This is a genomic window from Mucilaginibacter sp. P4_A11 (assembly GCF_056402535.1).
On record NZ_JBFUHE010000013.1, the window covers coordinates 100,233 to 118,451 of the forward strand.

Here is an 18,219-nt window from a genome sequence, read left to right on the forward strand (position 1 = left end):
GTTGTTTTTATTATTTCCGTAGAGACGCATCACATGCGTCTGACGCAGGATGAGGCACTTTTCCAATTTGGCAACTCCCATAATTGCATGGGGGAGACGCATGTGATGCGTCTTTACATTGAATTTAATAGCCGTAACAATTCAATTACAAATCCATCGTCGCCTAAAATAAAAGTGTAATTAATACACACTGAATGTTTTAAATAGTTATTATTGTGTAAGCCAATTGTTTGAACAGCCCTTTTAGCAACACTGCATTTTATATTTTTTTGCCTTGTACATAAATCCTTTTAGCAGAGCGAGGGGATAATGCTGCTTTTATGGCTGTTCATTTAATGTAAACCAATAATAATCTCAATATGTCATTAAAAACAAAACTCACCTACGTTTTTTTGACAGGATTAACCTTCCTGCTTTATTCCTTTAAAAAACCGTTTGACAAGCCGCGTGTGCTTGTATTTTCCAAAACTTTAGGCTGGCACCACTCGTGTATTCCCTTTGGGATAGCTGCCATTCAAAAATTAGGCAACGAGAACGGTTTTGATGTAGATACCACCACTAATTCGGCCAATTTTAATGACGATAACCTTAAAAAATACCAGGCCGTAGTATTTAATTGCACCACGGGTAATGTGCTTAATGCCGTTGAGCAAGCTGCTTTTGAGCGTTATATCCAGGCAGGTGGTGGCTTTATGGGCGTACACTCTGCCGCCGATACCGAATATGACTGGCCATGGTATGGCAAACTGGTTGGTGCTTATTTTTCAAGTCACCCCAATAATTCAAATATCCGCAAAGCGACAATCGATGTAACAGATAAAAGCCAGCCGGCTACTGCCAACCTGCCAGCAAGGTGGGAGCGTACCGATGAATGGTATAACTACAAATCTATTTACAGCGGTATTCATGTACTTGCAAGTCTTGATGAAAATACTTATGATGGTGGCACCAATGGCGCTAATCACCCCATAACATGGTATCACGAGTTTGATGGCGGGCGTGCTTTTTACACCGGTTGCGGCCATACTGACGAAAGTTACAGCGATCCTTTGTTTTTAGGTCAGTTGCTGGGTGGCATCAAATATGCTATGGGCAATGGCAAGCCGCTTAATTACAATAAATCCTATTCAAAAGTAGCACCCGATCAAACGCGGTTTATTAAAACTGTACTGGTGAGCAACATTGCTTCGCCCATGGAACTGGCCGCAGCTAAGGATGGCCGCGTGTTTTTTACCCAGCTTATGGGCAACTTTTCGGTTTATAATACCAAAACCAATAAGTTTAAGGTGATCCATAAATTCCCGATCACTTATGAGGGTGGCACTGGGGTTATCGGCCTTACGCTTGATCCTGATTTTGATAAGAACCAGTTTGTTTACATTTATTATATGCCCGCCGGACAAACTGTTGAGCCGCTTAATTTTCAGCTTTCACGTTTTAAATTAAGCCCGGCAGATGTACTCGACCTGAAATCGGAAAAGATTTTACTTAAAGTGCCCGTACAAAAGGTAAGCGGTGCACATCATGGCGGTTCGCTGGCATGGGATAAGGATAAAAACCTGTACCTGTCTACAGGTGACAGCTCAAGCCCGTTTCCTTCCGATGGTTATGCGCCTTTGGATGAGCGTCCCGGCACGGAACATTATAGTTTGGACGCGCAACGCAGCGCGGGTAATACCAATGATTTTAAAGGTAAGATCCTGCGTGTTCATCCCGAAGCTGACGGTACGTATACCATCCCGGAAGGAAACCTTTTCCCTAAAGGCACAGCCAAAACCAAGCCCGAAATTTATGTAATGGGCTGCCGTAACCCTTACCGGATTGCAGTGAACCCTAAAACGTCGGTTTTATACTGGGGCGAGATTGGGCCCGATGCAGGAAACGATTCACCACGCGGGCCACGCGGATACGACGAGTTTAACCAGGCGCGTAAAGCCGGTAACTTTGGCTGGCCGTATTTTGTGGGCAATAACTTTGCTTACTCACACTGGGATTTTGTGAACGCTAAGCCCGGACCAAATTTTGATCCTAAAGCGCCTGTAAATAATTCGCCTAATAACACCGGGCTCAATGTGCTGCCTCCAGCTACACCGGCGATGATCTGGTATCCTTATGCAGCTTCTGATGAGTTTCCGGAATTGGGTATGGGCGGCCGCTGTGCCATTGGCGGTGATTTTTATGAGTTTGATAAGAGTATTAAAAATCCAAACAAATTCCCTGAATATTATGATGGTAGTTTGTTTGTTGCCGATTGGATGCGCAACTGGGTGATCGACCTCCGTTTTGATCAGAATGAAAACTACCTGCGTAACGAAGCCTTTATGCCAGGCAACGGAGATTTCAGGCGGCCGATTGATATGGAGTTTGGGCCAGATGGTGCTTTGTACATGCTGGAATACGGTTCGGTTTACGGAGCGCAGAACGAGGACGCCCGGTTAGTTAAAATTGAATACAATACGGGCAACCGTGCGCCGATAGCAAAAGCCAGCATTTCGGACACAGCGGCTTTCAATAAGTTTAATAAAATAAAGTTCCTGACTTCTGAAGTAAAGGAATTTCCGGCTAAGAAGGAAATAGCAGGGCAGGCCCCGCTTAAAGTAAGCTTCAGCAGCCAGAACAGTAAAGACCTTGACGATGACGATAAGATCACTTATCAGTGGCTATTTGACGGTAAAACCGTTGGTGCAGCAACACCATCGGCCAGTTATACATTTACGAAGCCGGGTGTATATAAAACCATTTTAAAAGTTACTGATAAAGGCGGTTTATCCGGTCGTGATACAGTGATTGTAAGGGTAGGCAATACTAAACCTGAAGTAACCATAGCAAGTGCAGATAATAAATCATTTATATGGAAGGGTAAACCATTCCGTTATCATGTGATGGTTAGTGATAAGGAGGACGGTAAGATCGACCCTAAAAGAGTGAAACTGTTTTACATCTACAATCCACAGCCGTCGGCCAACAGCACAATACAAAACTTAAGTGCTTTATCAACTACTGAAGTAAGCTATCCCGGCAAAGGTTTGATAGCCGGTAGTGATTGTAAATCGTGCCATACTATTAATAAAACTGCGGTAGGGCCAAGCTTTTTGGCTATTGCTAACAAGTATAAAACACAAAAGGGAGCTATTGATCAGCTCTCTAAAAAGATAATCGCGGGCGGTGCAGGCAGTTGGGGCACAGAACATGTAATGAGCGCCCACCCGCAACTATCAAATGCCGATACGCGGGAAATAGTGAAATACATTTTTTCGCTTACCGATAAAAAGAGTCCGGTGTTGCCGCTGCCTTTAACCGGTACGCTCAATTTGAAATTTAATGATGCTGAGCCGCGTGGTGAGTACACCTTGCTGGCTTCTTATACCGATAAAGGCGGTAAAGTTGTTGGTCCGCTAAAGGCTACGGATATGGTAGTTTTGCGGAACTCAGCGGTTAAAGCTGTTTATGCCGATGAATTGAAAGGTTTCAACCGGTTCAAAAATGACCTTTCGGCAGGTAATCATAAATCATATATGCTGTTCAGGAATATAGACCTGACCAATATCAGCAAGTTTGCTTACAAATACGCGTCGAAGGACTATGATGGCGAGATAGAGGTGAGAATAGATTCGCAAGCCGGACCGGTGATCAGTTCTGCGGTTTACCAAACCACAGGCTCATGGGATAAAACCGGCGAAATAACCGGGCAGTTAACTAAGCCAATAAGCGGAAAGCATGACGTATATTTCTTCGCCATAAAACATTCTAAGCCAAGTGACGGTATTTTAAATTTAAAGGATATTCAGTTTGTTGAGTAGCCTTATCAATAATCACGTCATTGCGAGGAACGAAGCAATCGCGAACTTTACAGATCGGACTTGCCTGGCGCTCTGCTTCTTGGGGATTGCTTCGTGCCTCGCAATGACAGCTTTTTATAACCATTTTATAAGGATAGTCCATTTAGTTTAAACCATGAAAAAATCAATCATTCCTATAGCCCTTTTAGCCGCCATGACTTTAGGGCAACAGAAAGCCTCGGCACAAGGCAAGCCATTATTTACCAATTCAATAGGGGTACAGGCCTATACCTTTCGCAGCAGCATGCCCAAAGCAACTGCCGCTGTGCTGGATACCATAAAATCATTAGGCATTACCGAAATTGAAGGCGAAGGGCCAAAAGGCATGCCACCCGAAGAGTTCAGGAAAATGTGTGACGACCGCGGCATCAGCATCCCATCAACCGGGGCTGGATATGAGGCTATTGTGAATGACCCGGGCAGCGTGATCAAGCTGGCTAAGATACTGGGTGCTAAATATGTGATGGTTGCCTGGATTCCGCATGGTAAAGAGTTTACTTTAGATGATGCCAAAAAAGCAGCTGCTGATTTTAACCGGGTAGGCAAGATCCTGAGTGAAGCAGGTTTAACCTTCTGTTACCATAACCACGGCTATGAGTTTGGTACTTATAACGATGGTACGTTGTTCGATTATATCGCCCAAAATACCGACCCGAAATATGTCTCGTTCGAGATCGATATCCTATGGTCGTTCCATGGCGGGCAGGATCCTGCTGCGCTGATCAACAAATATCCGTCGAGGATTAAACTAATGCACCTGAAAGATATTCGCAAAGGTGTAGCTAACGACCTTACCGGCGGTACGGATACTAAAAATGATGTGGCCTTAGGTACCGGGCAAATTGATATTTCGGGAGTGTTAAAAGCTGCGAAAAAGGCCGGCATTAAACATTACTTTATTGAAGATGAAAGTCCTTCGTATAGCCAACAGTTGCCTGTTACAATAGCCTATCTGAAAGGTTTAAAAGATTAATATATGAGCAATTTAAACCGCAGGCAAGTGTTAAAAGCAATAGGTTTAACGGCAGGTGCCGCTGTATTAAGCGAACCAGGAGTTTCGGCAGCACCGATAGCGCCCAAAGCGGGGAACGGCTTCGTTTACTCGTTAAACATGAGTACCATCCGCGGGCATAACCTTGGTTTTGTTAAGGAGCTTGAAGTGGCTGCCAAAGCCGGTTTTACTTCTGTTGAAATCTGGATTGATACCCTGCAATCCTATTTGCAGGGCGGCGGCTCATTAAGCGAAGCCAAAAAGATTATCAACGGCCTGGGACTTAAAATTGAAGATGCCATAGGCTTTGCCCCATGGCTGGCCGATGATGAAGCTATCCGCAAAAAAGCGCTGGTGCAACTACAGCAGGAAATGGAAATGCTGGCGCAGATAGGCTGCCATCACATTGCTGCCCCTCCGGCTGGTATGACCAAAGGGCCGGTGCTTGATCTGGATGTAGTTACCGAACGATACCTTACCATCTTGAAAATGGGCGAACAAACGGGTGTTATGCCTCAGCTGGAAATGTGGGGCGGATCGCAGAATCTCAAGCATATAAGCCAGTTACTTTATGTGGCTACCCAATGCGGTAATCCTAACGCACGGATGTTACTGGATGTGTTCCATATTTTTAAAGGCCAATCGGCAGTGGAGAGCCTGAACTATGTTGGACACCACGCACTTGATATTTTTCATGTGAATGACTACCCGGCAGGGATCAGTCCGGAGCAAATCTCCGAACCCGACAGGATCTATTGTGGTGATGGTATTGCCCCGCTTAAACGGATCCTGCAAATAGTTAAAAACCCCGAACGGCCACTGGTGATTTCGTTCGAGGTTTTCAATAAAAGCTATTATGCGCAGGATGCTTTAACGGTAGCTAAAACAGCGTTGGCAAAAATGAAGGCGGTGGCCCCCTAAGCCCCTGAAGGGGGAATTACTTACAGTTGTTTATTTCCCTCCATAAACAAACTCAATGCTATCCTTTAATGTTAGCCCGCTCATATTTTGACCTACATAAATAACAGTATATTTTGATGGCTTAGTGATATCATACGCCTTTAGCAGATCAACAGTAACAGATAAGCTATCTTTAGGGTTAACTTTGATATAGCTGCTGGCAGGCGGCGGCATTATTCTTTTAGCCATAGCGCCTTTGTATAACATTTCCTGGCCGCTTGCATCTTTAACGTCGAGATATTTGCTCATGAGCGGTTCAAATGGGGTATGCCATTTGCAAAACTGACGAGCGGTATCGGCATCGTTATAAACCGTGAATTTTAGTTCAACAGGGTCGCCGGCCTTGATGGTATTCTTTATTTGCAATTTGGCAAACAGGCCTGGGCTTGCAGCAGGAGCAGAGTTTTGATCTTTAGCAGAATCGGAACCGGCAGAGGTGCTTTTTACCTTGTTAACACTACATGCAGATAAGGCCAGCAGGGCCGCAGATAAGATTATTTTGTAGTTTTTCATGCGGCAAAGGTAAACACTTCAATTGCCATAAGGAGGATAAACCATCTAAAACATCTTTCTTGAAATTATAAGCATGCTTCAATGTAGTAATGCTCTTTACCGGAAATATGAAACTTCAATTTAACCCTTTCTTAATATTAGTATACGTAATTTTGTAGTTATTATGGAGCAAATAGCTTTAATTTCAGCATCAAAACATATTAGTCCGGTTATCAAAAAAGACCAGCCGGACGATAGCTATAAATTTCAGCCGCTGCCCGAACACTCCGGCAATTATCCTTATCATTTATCGGTACATGATGTGGTGACTGGTATTGCTGATGATAAAATGGTTTTTCATATGGTGGGAGATACGGGCAGTATCCGTAACCCCGGCTCACAAAAACGCATAGCAAGCTTAATGGCCGCGCAATATAAAGCGTTTTCCGGCGCCGACAAGCCCATGTTTTTATATCATTTGGGTGATGTTGTTTACAACTACGGTGAGGCCCACAACTATTACGACCAATTCTTTGAGCCTTACAGTGTATATCCTGGGCCAATTATTGCCATAGCAGGCAATCATGATAGTGATGTAAACCCGGCTGCCGCAATGCCGTATCAAAGCCTTGATGCTTTTACAACCGTGTTTTGCGATACGGTTTCACGCCCGGTAATGCTGAGTCGCAAGATAGATCGCAAAAGCGTGCCGCAGCCCAATATTTACTGGACAATGGATACTCCGCTGGCAACTATCATCGGTTTGCACACAAATGTGCCTAAATACGGCGTTGTTACTCTTGAGCAGCGCGATTGGTTTATAGGGGAACTAAGATCGGCGGATAGCCAACGGCCTGATAAAGCTATTATTCTTTGCATGCACCACGCCCCTTATTCAGCAGATATTAATCATGGGGCAAGTTTACCGATGATTGATTTTCTGGAAGGCGTTTTTGAAGAAACCGGGATCAGGCCCGATATTGTTTTCAGCGGGCACGTGCACAACTACCAGCGTTTCAGCAAACAATATGATGATTTAACAGCAGTGCCATACATTGTAGCCGGTACCGGAGGGTTTGACGAATTACACCCCATTGCTTTGACTGACAATGAAAGGTTCACTGCCGAAGACTCACGCTTTGATGGTGTAAGCCTTGAACATAATTGCGATACCAAACATGGTTTCTTAAAAATAAGCCTCGAACGGAATAATCAGGGACTTAATTTAACAGGTGAGTATTATACGATAGCAGATGAAGACGAACATACAGCTGTTTTGACGGATAGTTTTGTTGTGAAGATCTGAAAGATAAAAAGCATAAACAAAAAAGGGAGGCCAAAGCCTCCCTTTTTTGTTTGCTATTAAAGTTCAATAGCCTGTATTGCTTTGTCCAAAGCTGTTTCCTGTAAGCCGGGCATTTTTACACCTTCAACTCTGAAAGCTTTGATATCCGTCATTCCTAAAAAGCCTAAAGTCGTTCTTAAATAAGGTTCGGTAAAATCATAAGGTTTCATAAAACCTTCTGAGTATACTCCACCCGATGAAATGGCCAGATATACCTTTTTGTTTTTTACCAGGCCTTCAGGACCTTTTTCGCCATAACTGAAAGTTTTGCCTGCGCGGGCAATATGGTCTATCCATGTTTTTAAGGTTGATGGGATACCGAAGTTATACATAGGTGTATCAATAACTATGGCATCGGCACCCATTAGCTCAGCAATTGCTTCGTCTGAGTGTTTAACGGCTTCAACAAGCTCTGGCGTTCTTTTTTCTTCGGGAGTATAAAAAGAAGTTAGGTGCGCTTCTTCCAGGTGCGGAAATGGGGTGGCTGTTAAATCATGTGTGGTTAATGTATGATCCGGATGCGCCGATTGTAATTCACTGACAATGGCATTGCCTAATTTTACGCTGAATGATGCTGCGCCCTGCGGACTACTGATTAGATGTAATATTTTCATTGCTCTATATTTTGTGAAAGCAAAATTACCCTACTTAACTATCAAAAAGATACTACTATCCTAAAGGATACCGGTATCCTTTAGGATAGTAGTAATCATGTTGTATATATTTGTTTGAACATCAGATAGATGTGTTGTTTGCATAGTAGCTGCTTATCTGCTTTGCATGATTTACGCAGTTTTAAAAATCAGTGCTTCGTAACGCCTCGCCAATTACCTGAAAAACCTCGTTTTTATTAAAATTTAAAGCTTTTGTGTTTTTTTAACCTATTCATTACCACGTATTTATACGTGGGTCGATTGCGTATAAATACGCGGTAATTAACGTGCATACACTTGCAGGTTACTAAAGCCAGATACCCAACTTTGAAATAACATCAGCAGTCAAACTGCAACCACCTATAAACATCTAATTATCATGATTTACCAGACCTTAAGTTTTTTAACTGAGCAGTTGAACAACTATCTCAAAACAACCGATGGCAACAGCGGGCTCAGTTCAAGCTTTACCCAGCTTAAAAATGTGGCCCACCTGAGCGATGACGAGATCAAGGGGCTTGAGAATGTCCTGGTAACACTGGTAAATATCTCGGAAGAATTTACCATGAAAAACATCCCCAATTATGTACGCAATGGCGATGATATTAACTATCGTAATGCACCCATGTACCTTAACCTGTATGTTTTGTTTTCGGCGTGCCTTCATTCTTCATATGAAAAATCACTGATCTTCCTTTCATATATAGTTGAGTTTTTTCAGGGGAAGAACACCTTTACTAAACAAAACAGCCCGACCACAAAAGTGGGCCTTGGCGATTTTCGCCTCATCCTTGATATCTACTCGCCCACATTTGAGCAGGCCAATTACCTGTGGAGCACGCTGGGCGGCAAGCAATTTCCATATGTACTGTACCGCGTAAGACTCATTGAAATATTGCGCGACAATGTGACCGAAACACGCGGCATCATTAAGAAGATAGAACTGACCGATAAACTGAGTTAATGATTAGTGCGGGCGATTAACCTATAAATGATAACCCGATGGTACTTGACCTGAACTACGAAACACTGTTTGAGATTGACATCCGCCATCATTATCACCTTGACGACGGTGTTACGCTTTTTGATACGCTGAGTGCCGATGCGCGGTTGGCTATGCTGGGGCGTTACGATATAGGCAGTTTCATGAGTGTAACACCTACCAATGCTACCAGGGCCATGTTTGCAGGTTTGCATATCGTTTATAAACAAACAGAAACCGGCATTATAACCGGCATCCCATATACCTTAAATGGCACCAAGGAGCAGCCGCAGATAGTACCTGCAGATACTACGGTATTTAGCTTTAATTTGGCCATTAACGATGGACTTTTTGCCAATTACAGTTCGCTGCCTTTGAAAGCGCCGGATGGTATGGTGTACTTTTTCACTAACGATCCTTCGTATTCGCCGCGTGTAGCCCCTTTTTTGACTGCCACGCCAAATGTGTACAAAGCTGCTACCGATTATTACCCGGGCGATATGCTGGTTGATAACCAGGCTACGCCAACCAAATTATTTATCGCGCAGCAAAAAAATAACCTTGATCCAACTGCCGGAGCTACGCCTGCAGGTAACTGGATTACCGATCCGCTTGTTGGCGGAAAACCTTTGGCTTACACCGGTAGCAGCGACCTGATCCGCCAGTCCGGGCGCATATTTACCTACCAGGTAACAGTAGCAGGCAAAGCTCCAGTACTAACTATAAAAGATCGGGCCGGAAATGTGGTAAATGTACTTACCAGTATGGAAACAGGTCCGTTGAATATTATAAAGGCCGATCTGGGTAGTTTACCCGAAGGCTTATACACAGCTCACCTGGCTGATACAGGTTATACAGATGATTTTCCGTTTTACTACAGCATAAATTCATCGGCCTGGGCTTTTATTGATATCTGTGTCAAAACAAGCAACGCCGTATATAATCTGTTACAGGCTGATACCACGCTGAAATCGCCGGTGTTTAGCTTACGGTTTAAAAACAGGGCAACTTATTGGCGGTACATAGGTAAAATTTTCGGAGCAGCATCAGTGAGTGATAATGCATTGCCTCTTACAAGGCAGGGTTTTATAGCCGTGAAGGTAAAGGATAAAAATAATAATCCAACTACTATTGACCTGCCAAACGCAACGGCGTCGCTTATTAAACCAGAAACCAATCAGATTTTTTCAGACATATTTTTTTAAGAAGTAAAAAACAGTAATATGGCAACAACATACAAAACTCCGGGTGTTTATGTGGAAGAAATTCCGCTCCTACCTCCATCGGTAGCCGAGGTTGAAACGGCTATCCCTGCCTTTATAGGCTACACACAAAATATTAGCTATAACGGGGCCTCACTGCAGTACAACCCTATCAGAATCAAATCGCTTAAAGAATATGAGCAGATATTTGGTTTTGCTGAAAACACGTTGTTCACCACTGCCGGAACAGCAACCGGTATCAAAATCAAAAAAGCGGCGGGCGTGTTTTCATTTGATGCCGCTGTCGATGACCCTTATGCGGCGCTGAAATTCAGGATGTACTATTGCTTGCAGCTTTATTTTGCCAATGGCGGCGGTCCCTGTTACATTGTTTCGGCGGGTCAAACCGGTGCGGCAGTTAACGTTGATAAAGCCCTGCTTACCAACGCGCTCGCCGCGGTTCAAAAAGAAGATGAGCCAACTATCCTGCTTTTTACTGATGCGGCTACCCTTACCGTCGCTGCCGATTATTATGGCTTATATACCGCGGCTTTGGCCCAGGCGGCATTTTTACAGGACAGGGTAGTGCTTATTGACCCGTACGTGGCAGTTGCCGATAAAGGGAAAAAAGCATTTGGCGATATCGCAACGGCATTCCGTACCGCTATTGGAGTTAATAACCTTAGTTACGGTGCTGCGTACTACCCATGGCTGCAAACCAGTATCAACTATTTCAGCAATGAAAGCAAGCAATTGATTGTAACAGGTGCAGGCGTTACCGCAACAGATTTTCCAGCCACTGCTGTTCTTCGTGATGATGCCAATACAGCCAATTCTATCTATCACATCAACAGTGATCTGTATAACTATATTAAACAGCAAACCAGCCTGTTCTCGGTTATTTTGCCTCCGGCAGCGGCAATAGCAGGTGTTTATGCTTATGTGGATAATACCCGCGGTGTTTGGAAAGCGCCGGCAAATGTAAGCCTCAACCTGGTATCGGCACCAATGGTTAAAATTGATGATTCCGATCAGGAAGATATGAACGTAACCAGCACAGGTAAATCGGTAAATGCTATCAGGGCATTTTCGGGCAAAGGTGTATTGGTTTGGGGGGCACGTACACTTGCAGGGAATGATAACGAATGGCGTTACATATCAGTAAGGCGATTCTTTAACATGGTTGAAGAATCGGTTAAAAACTCAACGCAACCCTTTGTATTTGAGCCTAACGATGGTAACACATGGGCAAAGGTACGCGGTATGATAGCCAACTTTTTAATACTGCAATGGCGCGCAGGTGCCTTACAGGGCGCCAAGCCAGAGGATGCCTTCTTTGTACACGTTGGTCTGGGCGAAACCATGACCTCGTTGGATATACTGGAAGGCAGGCTCATTGTTGAAGTGGGTATGGCTGTGGTTCGCCCGGCTGAGTTTATCATTCTGCGTTTCAGTCATAAAATGGTTCAATCTTAAATCAATTAGTCATGGCTTATAAAACACCCGGAGTTTACGTGCAGGAAATTGCACTGTTTCCGCCATCAGTTGCCCAGGTTGAAACCGCTATACCTGCCTTTATTGGTTTTACCTCGTTTGCGTTAACACCAGAAGGTAAATCGTTGTTGAATGTACCAACCCGTATAAAATCACTATTGGAGTTTGAGAGCCTGTTTGGCGGCGCTTACGTACAGCAAACGTTTAGGGTTACTGTTGACCCGGCTACGAACCAAATCCTGAATGTTGCACCTGATAAAACTTTTCTCCTGTATCCATCGTTAAGGCAATACTTTGATAACGGCGGAGGGCCATGTTATATAGTTTCGGTTGGAAATTATTCAGCCTCAGTAACAGCACCGCCTATATCCGCTGGTATCGATGTCCTGTCGGCCGAGGATGAGCCTACCCTGATCCTATTCCCTGACGCGGTTACTTTGGTAAGTGCAGGCAAGCCCGATCTTGTTGCCTTTAGCGGCCTGCAAACCCAAGCATTAGGCTTGTGTGCCGCTTTGCAAGACAGGTTCTCAATATTTGATGTTTTACAGGGCTATAAACGGCAGGATGCCACTTATAAACCTATTGATAACTTCCGCAGTTCTATCGGCATTAATAACCTTAACTATGGGGCGGCTTATTATCCGTGGATTATAGTTAGTTATGACATTAATCTTGATTTCAGGCAGCTTGAGTTTTGGAGTAATGCCGCCGTGCCTGCCAAGATCACCAACTATGATAGCTTTTCCAAAAGCGCCGCCGAAAAAGCGCTGGTGACAAACTTGCAAAACGCTATAAAAGATAGCGATAAAGTAATTGGCTCAATATTTAGCACCGCCGCAGACGCAACAGCATTGAGGTCAACCGGCGTTGATGCTGTAAAGGCAAAGTTAACTGCCCTGGCAAATAATATCGCTAAAAACGTAACTCCTGATGTGCAGTTAACCGCTTATCTTGACTTGTTAGCGGCTATTGTAACAGCTGGTAAGAAGGCTAAAGATGCACCTGCTGTTAGCGCATTATACGGCAATGATATTGACGCGCTTAGCAAAGATGCTAAACTGGAAACTGCTATTACCAAACTAATAGCATATGAAAAAAATGCTAAGGTGGCTGCCAATACTACGGCTGGCCGTAACCCAACACCTGTTTATTCTGTATTAGATAATACACCATGGTTAGCAAACTCAAATTACGCTGCAATAGCTGCCAATGCCGATAATTTTACCAAAGACGCGGCGGGCGCGCTTTCCATTTTACAGGCATTGCAGGATACCGTTGCCACTATTTTAACAGGTCTTGGTGGTTTAATAAATGGAGCCCTGTTTTATGAAAACCTGGCCGAACAGGCATTGTTTGCAGGTAGCGCATTCTTTGGTAGCGTTAACTCGGCAACAACGCTTAAAATGAACACTATCCCACCATCGGGAGCAATTGCAGGGGTTTATGCAAATGTTGATGGCACCCGCGGCGTTTGGAAAGCACCGGCTAATGTGAGCCTTAATAACGTGATTGGCCCTGCAGTAAAAATTGACAACAGTGACCAGGACGATATGAACGTCACCGCTACAGGTAAATCAATCAATGCTATTAGGGCATTTGCCGGTCGGGGCACCCTCGTTTGGGGCGCACGTACCTTAACAGGTAATGATAACGAATGGCGCTACATTCCGGTGAGGCGTTTCTTTATTATGGTTGAAGAGTCGGTTAAAAAGGCTACCTATCCTTTTGTGTTCGAAAACAATGATGCCAACACCTGGACAAAGGTGAGGGTAATGATCCAGAACTTTTTAACACTGCAATGGCGCGCCGGGGCCTTACAAGGCGCTAAACCCGAAGACGCGTTTTTTGTACACGTTGGCCTTAACGAAACCATGACCGCGCTTGACATTTTGGAAGGCCGCATGATAGTTGAAATTGGTATGGCTGTAGTAAGGCCTGCTGAGTTCATCATCCTCCGCTTCTCACATAAAATGCAGGAGAGTTAACTAAATCAATTGAATTTCATTTAAAACAAATAAAATGGCAAATTATCCTCTACCCAAATTCCATTTCCAGGTTGACTGGGGTGGCACACGCATCGGTTTTACCGAAGTAACCGGCTTACAAATCGAGACCGAAGTGGTTGAATACCGCGAAGGCAGCAGCAAGGAATATAACAAGGTAAAAATGCCTGGCATGCGCAAATACGGCAACATCACCCTAAAACGCGGCACATTTGCTAATGATAACGAGTTTTATGACTGGATGAATACCGTAAAACTAAACCAGATAGAACGTCGCGACCTTACCATCAACCTGCTCAATGAAGAGCATCAGCCGGTGGTTACCTGGTCGGTTAAAAATGCCTTCCCGGTTAAGATCCAGTCGGCAGATTTAAAGGCAGACGCTAACGAAGCTGCAATTGAAACGCTTGAAGTTGCGCACGAAGGTTTAACCATTAAAAACGGCTAATCATGGCCTTCGACGCTAAATCGGGTTATCCGCCTTTAGGCTTTCATTTTAAGGTGGTGTTTACGGGCATTGGCGATGAAAATATCGACAGCCGGTTCCAGAACGTATCAGGTCTATCCATGGAGATGGAAACAGAATCCAAAAAGGAGGGTGGCGAAAACCGTTTTGAACATGCGCTGCCGGTGAGGGCGAAGTTTCCGGCACTGGTGCTAAAACGGGGGCTCATTACCGAATCAAAACTGCTGATGGACTGGTGCAATAATGTGTTCAAAAATTTCATTATTGAGCCTAAAGACCTTACTGTAAGTCTGCTTAACGAAGAACATGACCCGCTTTTAACCTGGAACGTAGTACAGGCCTGGCCCAAAAAATGGAGCCTGAGCGATTTGAACGCCGAACAAAACAGTATCGCTATTGAAAGTTTTGAGCTGCAATACCAGTATTACACCCTTCAAACCTGATGCTATGCCAATCGAGATCAGAGAACTGAATATCCGCTTAAGCGTAAACCAAAGTCCGGCCGAACAAGATTCAAAACCTTCAGGAGGAGGTGGGAGCCAGGGCGGAGGAGGCGGTGATAAAGACGAGATCATTGCCGAATGCGTGGAACAGATATTGGAGATTTTAAAAAATAAAAATGAACGCTGATGGCCGATAATGTAACCAAAATGAAGATCGTGGCCTGGTCCGATCCGAAGAGCAAAAATGAGGAAGGCTCCATGTTTGTGCAAGTCAACCCGGAAAGCTACAGCCAGAAGATCGAGATCAAGTATTCTGATAAACAGGCGCAGGGAACATCGGGCAAGTTGCCTAAGTTCTCGAAGATCGAGCCGCAGAAGATGGATTTTGAGCTGATGTTCGATCGTACAGGGGTAATCAATGGTGCTACAGCCGGCGATTTAGGGGTTGATGAAGATATCGACAAACTGCAAAAGCTCATCATTGAATACCAGGGTGATAAGCATAGGCCAAGGTTTGTAAGTATCTATTGGGGAACACTCCAGTTTGACGGAGCTTTGGAAACCATGGATATTAGCTACAAACTGTTTGATAGTCAGGGTCGCCCGCTCAGGGCTATTGTAAAAGCTTCGTTCATTGGTTCGGTTGAGGATAAAAAGCGGGTTGCAAAGGAAAACGCACAATCGCCTGATCTGACCAAAGTCAGGGTGATAAACGAGGGTGATACGTTGCCGCTGCTTTGCTACCAGATCTACGGCGATTCAAAGTATTACATCGAAGTAGCCCAGGCAAACAGCCTCAACGATTTCAGGTATCTCGCAACTGGTACAAAGATCAAGTTTCCACCATTAAACCAATAACAGATCATGGCAGATAGCCGCACCATAGAAACCACCCGGCCCAGTACCGTTGTTACCCCGATTGTAAAGGTTGAGGGTACCGAGATACCGCGTACGATGCAGGTGGAGGCTATATCAATTGATAAAGGTGTAAACCGCATAGCTGCTGCCAAACTGGTGATCATGGACGGCGATACCTCGGCCCAAAAGTTTGATGCCAGCAATGGCGACTTATTTGTGCCGGGAAAAAACATCGAGATCCTATGCGGTTACGAATCGGATAACTATACGTTGTTTAAAGGTGTGGTTATCAAACACAGTATCAAGCTGCGTAACAGTGGTTCGCAGTTGGTTATTGAATGCCGCGATAAGGCCATTGCCATGACACTTGCCCGCCACAGCAAATACTTTGGCGAAAATGTGAAGGACAGCGACGCCATAACCACCGTTGCAGGTACTTACAGCGGTTTAACTGCCGATGTTGCCGATATGAACATCACTACCAGCGACCTGGTACAATACGAAGCTACCGACTGGGATTTTATAACGGGTCGTGCCGAGTTAAACGGGATGCTGGTTTATACAGATGATAACACCTTATCCATTAAAAAGCCGGAAATAAGCGGTACCGCGGTTGTGGAATTATCATTTGGTGCTACCATGCTGGAGTTGGATGCCGAGATTGATTCAAGGATCCAGTTCCCCTCCATAACAGGCCGCACCTGGAACCCGGCATCACAGGAAATTGAAAAGGTGGATGCCAATCCGCCATCGGGCGAGTTGAACGGAAATCTGAGTTCTGATGACCTGGCAGGGGTGTTCAATGAAAGTAATTATCACTTAAATCATGGCGGGAAGCTTTCGCAGCCTGAGTTACAGGCCTGGGCAACATCGCTCAAGCAAAAACAAGTGCTTTCAAAGGTGCGGGGCAGGGTAAAGTTTAAGGGGATTCATACGGTTAAACCGGGCATGATCATCAAACTCAGTAACCTGAGCGACCGCTTTAACGGCAATACTTTTGTCAGTCATATCCAGCATCATATCTCTGCCGGCGACTGGCAACTGGAAGTACAGTTTGGTTTGGATCCGCAATGGTTTACCGAAAAATTTGAAACCAGTATAAAACCAGCTTCGGCCTTGATCCAGGCGGTTCCGGGTTTACAAATAGGGGTAGTAACCCAACTGGAAAGCGACCCCGATGGCGAATGCCGCATTTTGGTACGCATGCCGGTGATTAGCCCTGATGATCAGGGGATCTGGGCACGAGTAGCCACCCTGGATGCCGGAAAAGAGCGTGGAAGTTTCTTTTTGCCCGAAGTCGGTGACGAAGTAATAGTCGGTTTTTTAAATAGCGATCCGCGTAAACCGGTGGTGCTGGGCATGCTGAATAGCAGCAACAAAACTGCCCCTTTAACTGCCGCCGATGCCAATAACCAAAAGGGTTTTGTAACCCGCAGCAAAATGAAACTCATTTTTGATGACGATAAAAAATCGGTAACCATCGAAACGCCTGCCGGGAAAAAAATAATCATGGATGAAGATGCCGGGGCGATAGAGATAAAGGACGAAAACAACAACTCGATAAAAATGAACAGCGATGGCATAACCATCGAAACCAAAGGCAAACTGGTGCTTAAAGCCCAGCAGGATTTTAACGCCGAGGGAATGAACCTGGGCCTGAAAGCCAACACCGCACTTACGGCCGAAGGATCGGCAAGTGTAGAGGTAAAGTCAAGCGGTACGGCCACACTGAAAGGCTCAATTGTACAAATAAACTAATAACAAAAAATGGCAGCAGCAGCACGGATAGGCGATATGCACGTATGCCCTATGTTTAACGGGCCATCACCTCATGTAGGCGGGCCGGTGATAGGGCCGGGGGTACCAACAGTACTCATTGGTGGTATGCCGGCCGTGTGCGTGGGCGATATGTGTACCTGCGCCGGCCCGCCCGACTCAATCATTATGGGTTCGGCAACGGTCATGATTGGCGGGAAACCCGCCGCCCGCATGGGCGATAGCACGGCGCACGGCGGATCGATAGTGTTAGGCTGCCCAACAGTAATAATCGGAGGCTGATCAATGGAACCAAAAATACCTTTTATAGGCAGGGGATGGAGTTTCCCGCCAAGTTTTGACAAGGCTGCCGGCAAAGTTGAAATGCTTACCGACGAGGCCGATATAGAAAGCAGTTTGGGCATCCTGTTTACCACTCGGCTGGGCGAGCGCATTATGCAGCCAACCTTCGGGTGCGATTTGCAAAAAATAGTTTTTGAGGCTGTTAACCTCACTCTCAAAACCTATATCAAAGATCTGATTGAAACATCCGTACTATATTTTGAACCAAGGATAACGCTGAACAGCACCGAGGTTGATACCAGTATGGATAACGAGGGGATTTTGCTTATTAAGCTTAATTACACGGTTCGTACCACCAATTCAAGGTACAACTACGTGTTCCCTTATTATAAAAATGACATTACCAGCATAACTACCAACCAATAAGAACTAA

General features: G+C 44.9%; 17 protein-coding genes. 15 read left to right on the forward strand and 2 right to left on the reverse strand.

Annotation, left to right across the window (positions count from 1 at the left end):
- Positions 1-359 precede the first annotated feature (359 nt).
- The 3 genes from AC1DUD_RS22725 (at position 360) to AC1DUD_RS22735 (ending at position 5,751) form a co-directional block, all read left to right on the forward strand.
- The gene (locus AC1DUD_RS22725) at positions 360-3,800 is read left to right on the forward strand and encodes a ThuA domain-containing protein (RefSeq protein WP_477378639.1); all 3,441 of its coding nucleotides are present in this window, start codon (positions 360-362) and stop codon (positions 3,798-3,800) included.
- A 154-nt stretch (positions 3,801-3,954) separates the two neighbouring features.
- The gene (locus AC1DUD_RS22730; RefSeq protein WP_477378641.1) at positions 3,955-4,812 is read left to right on the forward strand and encodes a sugar phosphate isomerase/epimerase family protein; all 858 of its coding nucleotides are present in this window, start codon (positions 3,955-3,957) and stop codon (positions 4,810-4,812) included.
- A gap of 3 nt (positions 4,813-4,815) precedes the next feature.
- Positions 4,816-5,751, forward strand: coding sequence for a sugar phosphate isomerase/epimerase family protein (locus tag AC1DUD_RS22735; protein WP_477378643.1), 936 nt, complete (start codon positions 4,816-4,818; stop codon positions 5,749-5,751).
- A gap of 30 nt (positions 5,752-5,781) precedes the next feature.
- On the opposite strand, the gene AC1DUD_RS22740 is transcribed toward AC1DUD_RS22735, so the two are convergent.
- Positions 5,782-6,303 (reverse strand): protease, encoded by a 522-nt coding sequence (locus tag AC1DUD_RS22740; RefSeq protein WP_477378645.1) that lies wholly within the window; start codon positions 6,301-6,303, stop codon positions 5,782-5,784.
- A gap of 163 nt (positions 6,304-6,466) precedes the next feature.
- On the opposite strand from AC1DUD_RS22740, the gene AC1DUD_RS22745 reads away from it, so the two are divergent.
- On the forward strand, positions 6,467-7,588 hold the full coding sequence (locus AC1DUD_RS22745) for a metallophosphoesterase family protein (RefSeq protein ID WP_477378647.1): 1,122 nt from the start codon (positions 6,467-6,469) through the stop codon (positions 7,586-7,588).
- Positions 7,589-7,644: 56 nt separating this feature from the next.
- Here the strand turns inward: AC1DUD_RS22745 and AC1DUD_RS22750 are convergent, their stop codons facing one another.
- Positions 7,645-8,241 carry an FMN-dependent NADH-azoreductase gene (locus AC1DUD_RS22750; RefSeq protein WP_477378649.1) on the reverse strand — a complete coding sequence of 199 codons (597 nt, stop codon included), beginning with the start codon at positions 8,239-8,241 and terminating at the stop codon, positions 7,645-7,647.
- Positions 8,242-8,659: 418 nt separating this feature from the next.
- On the opposite strand from AC1DUD_RS22750, the gene AC1DUD_RS22755 reads away from it, so the two are divergent.
- Genes AC1DUD_RS22755 through AC1DUD_RS22805 form a run of 11 tightly spaced genes read left to right on the forward strand, consistent with a single transcriptional unit; the run spans position 8,660 to position 18,212 of the window.
- On the forward strand, positions 8,660-9,244 hold the full coding sequence (locus AC1DUD_RS22755; RefSeq protein ID WP_477378651.1) for a Pvc16 family protein: 585 nt from the start codon (positions 8,660-8,662) through the stop codon (positions 9,242-9,244).
- A gap of 38 nt (positions 9,245-9,282) precedes the next feature.
- Positions 9,283-10,467 carry a hypothetical protein gene (locus AC1DUD_RS22760; RefSeq protein WP_477378653.1) on the forward strand — a complete coding sequence of 395 codons (1,185 nt, stop codon included), beginning with the start codon at positions 9,283-9,285 and terminating at the stop codon, positions 10,465-10,467.
- 18 nt (positions 10,468-10,485) lie between these two features.
- A complete protein-coding gene (locus tag AC1DUD_RS22765) occupies positions 10,486-11,940 on the forward strand; it encodes a phage tail sheath family protein (protein WP_477378655.1) in 1,455 nt (484 codons plus the stop codon).
- 11 nt (positions 11,941-11,951) lie between these two features.
- The gene (locus AC1DUD_RS22770; protein ID WP_477378657.1) at positions 11,952-13,943 is read left to right on the forward strand and encodes a phage tail sheath family protein; all 1,992 of its coding nucleotides are present in this window, start codon (positions 11,952-11,954) and stop codon (positions 13,941-13,943) included.
- 34 nt (positions 13,944-13,977) lie between these two features.
- Positions 13,978-14,409 (forward strand): phage tail protein, encoded by a 432-nt coding sequence (locus AC1DUD_RS22775; protein ID WP_119408240.1) that lies wholly within the window; start codon positions 13,978-13,980, stop codon positions 14,407-14,409.
- 2 nt (positions 14,410-14,411) lie between these two features.
- The gene (locus tag AC1DUD_RS22780; protein ID WP_477378660.1) at positions 14,412-14,870 is read left to right on the forward strand and encodes a phage tail protein; all 459 of its coding nucleotides are present in this window, start codon (positions 14,412-14,414) and stop codon (positions 14,868-14,870) included.
- A gap of 4 nt (positions 14,871-14,874) precedes the next feature.
- Positions 14,875-15,057: a DUF5908 family protein gene (locus AC1DUD_RS22785; RefSeq protein ID WP_477378662.1), complete on the forward strand. Its 183-nt coding sequence runs from the start codon at positions 14,875-14,877 to the stop codon at positions 15,055-15,057.
- Positions 15,057-15,728, forward strand: a complete 672-nt coding sequence (locus tag AC1DUD_RS22790; protein ID WP_477378664.1) for a CIS tube protein — start codon at positions 15,057-15,059, stop codon at positions 15,726-15,728. Before AC1DUD_RS22785 ends, AC1DUD_RS22790 begins: the two co-directional genes overlap by 1 nt.
- Before the next feature lie 6 nt (positions 15,729-15,734).
- Positions 15,735-17,486 carry a type VI secretion system tip protein VgrG gene (gene vgrG / locus AC1DUD_RS22795; RefSeq protein ID WP_477378666.1) on the forward strand — a complete coding sequence of 584 codons (1,752 nt, stop codon included), beginning with the start codon at positions 15,735-15,737 and terminating at the stop codon, positions 17,484-17,486.
- 9 nt (positions 17,487-17,495) lie between these two features.
- Positions 17,496-17,786 (forward strand): PAAR domain-containing protein, encoded by a 291-nt coding sequence (locus AC1DUD_RS22800; RefSeq protein ID WP_477378668.1) that lies wholly within the window; start codon positions 17,496-17,498, stop codon positions 17,784-17,786.
- A gap of 3 nt (positions 17,787-17,789) precedes the next feature.
- On the forward strand, positions 17,790-18,212 hold the full coding sequence (locus AC1DUD_RS22805) for a GPW/gp25 family protein (protein WP_330859101.1): 423 nt from the start codon (positions 17,790-17,792) through the stop codon (positions 18,210-18,212).
- The last annotated feature ends 7 nt before the right edge of the window (positions 18,213-18,219 follow it).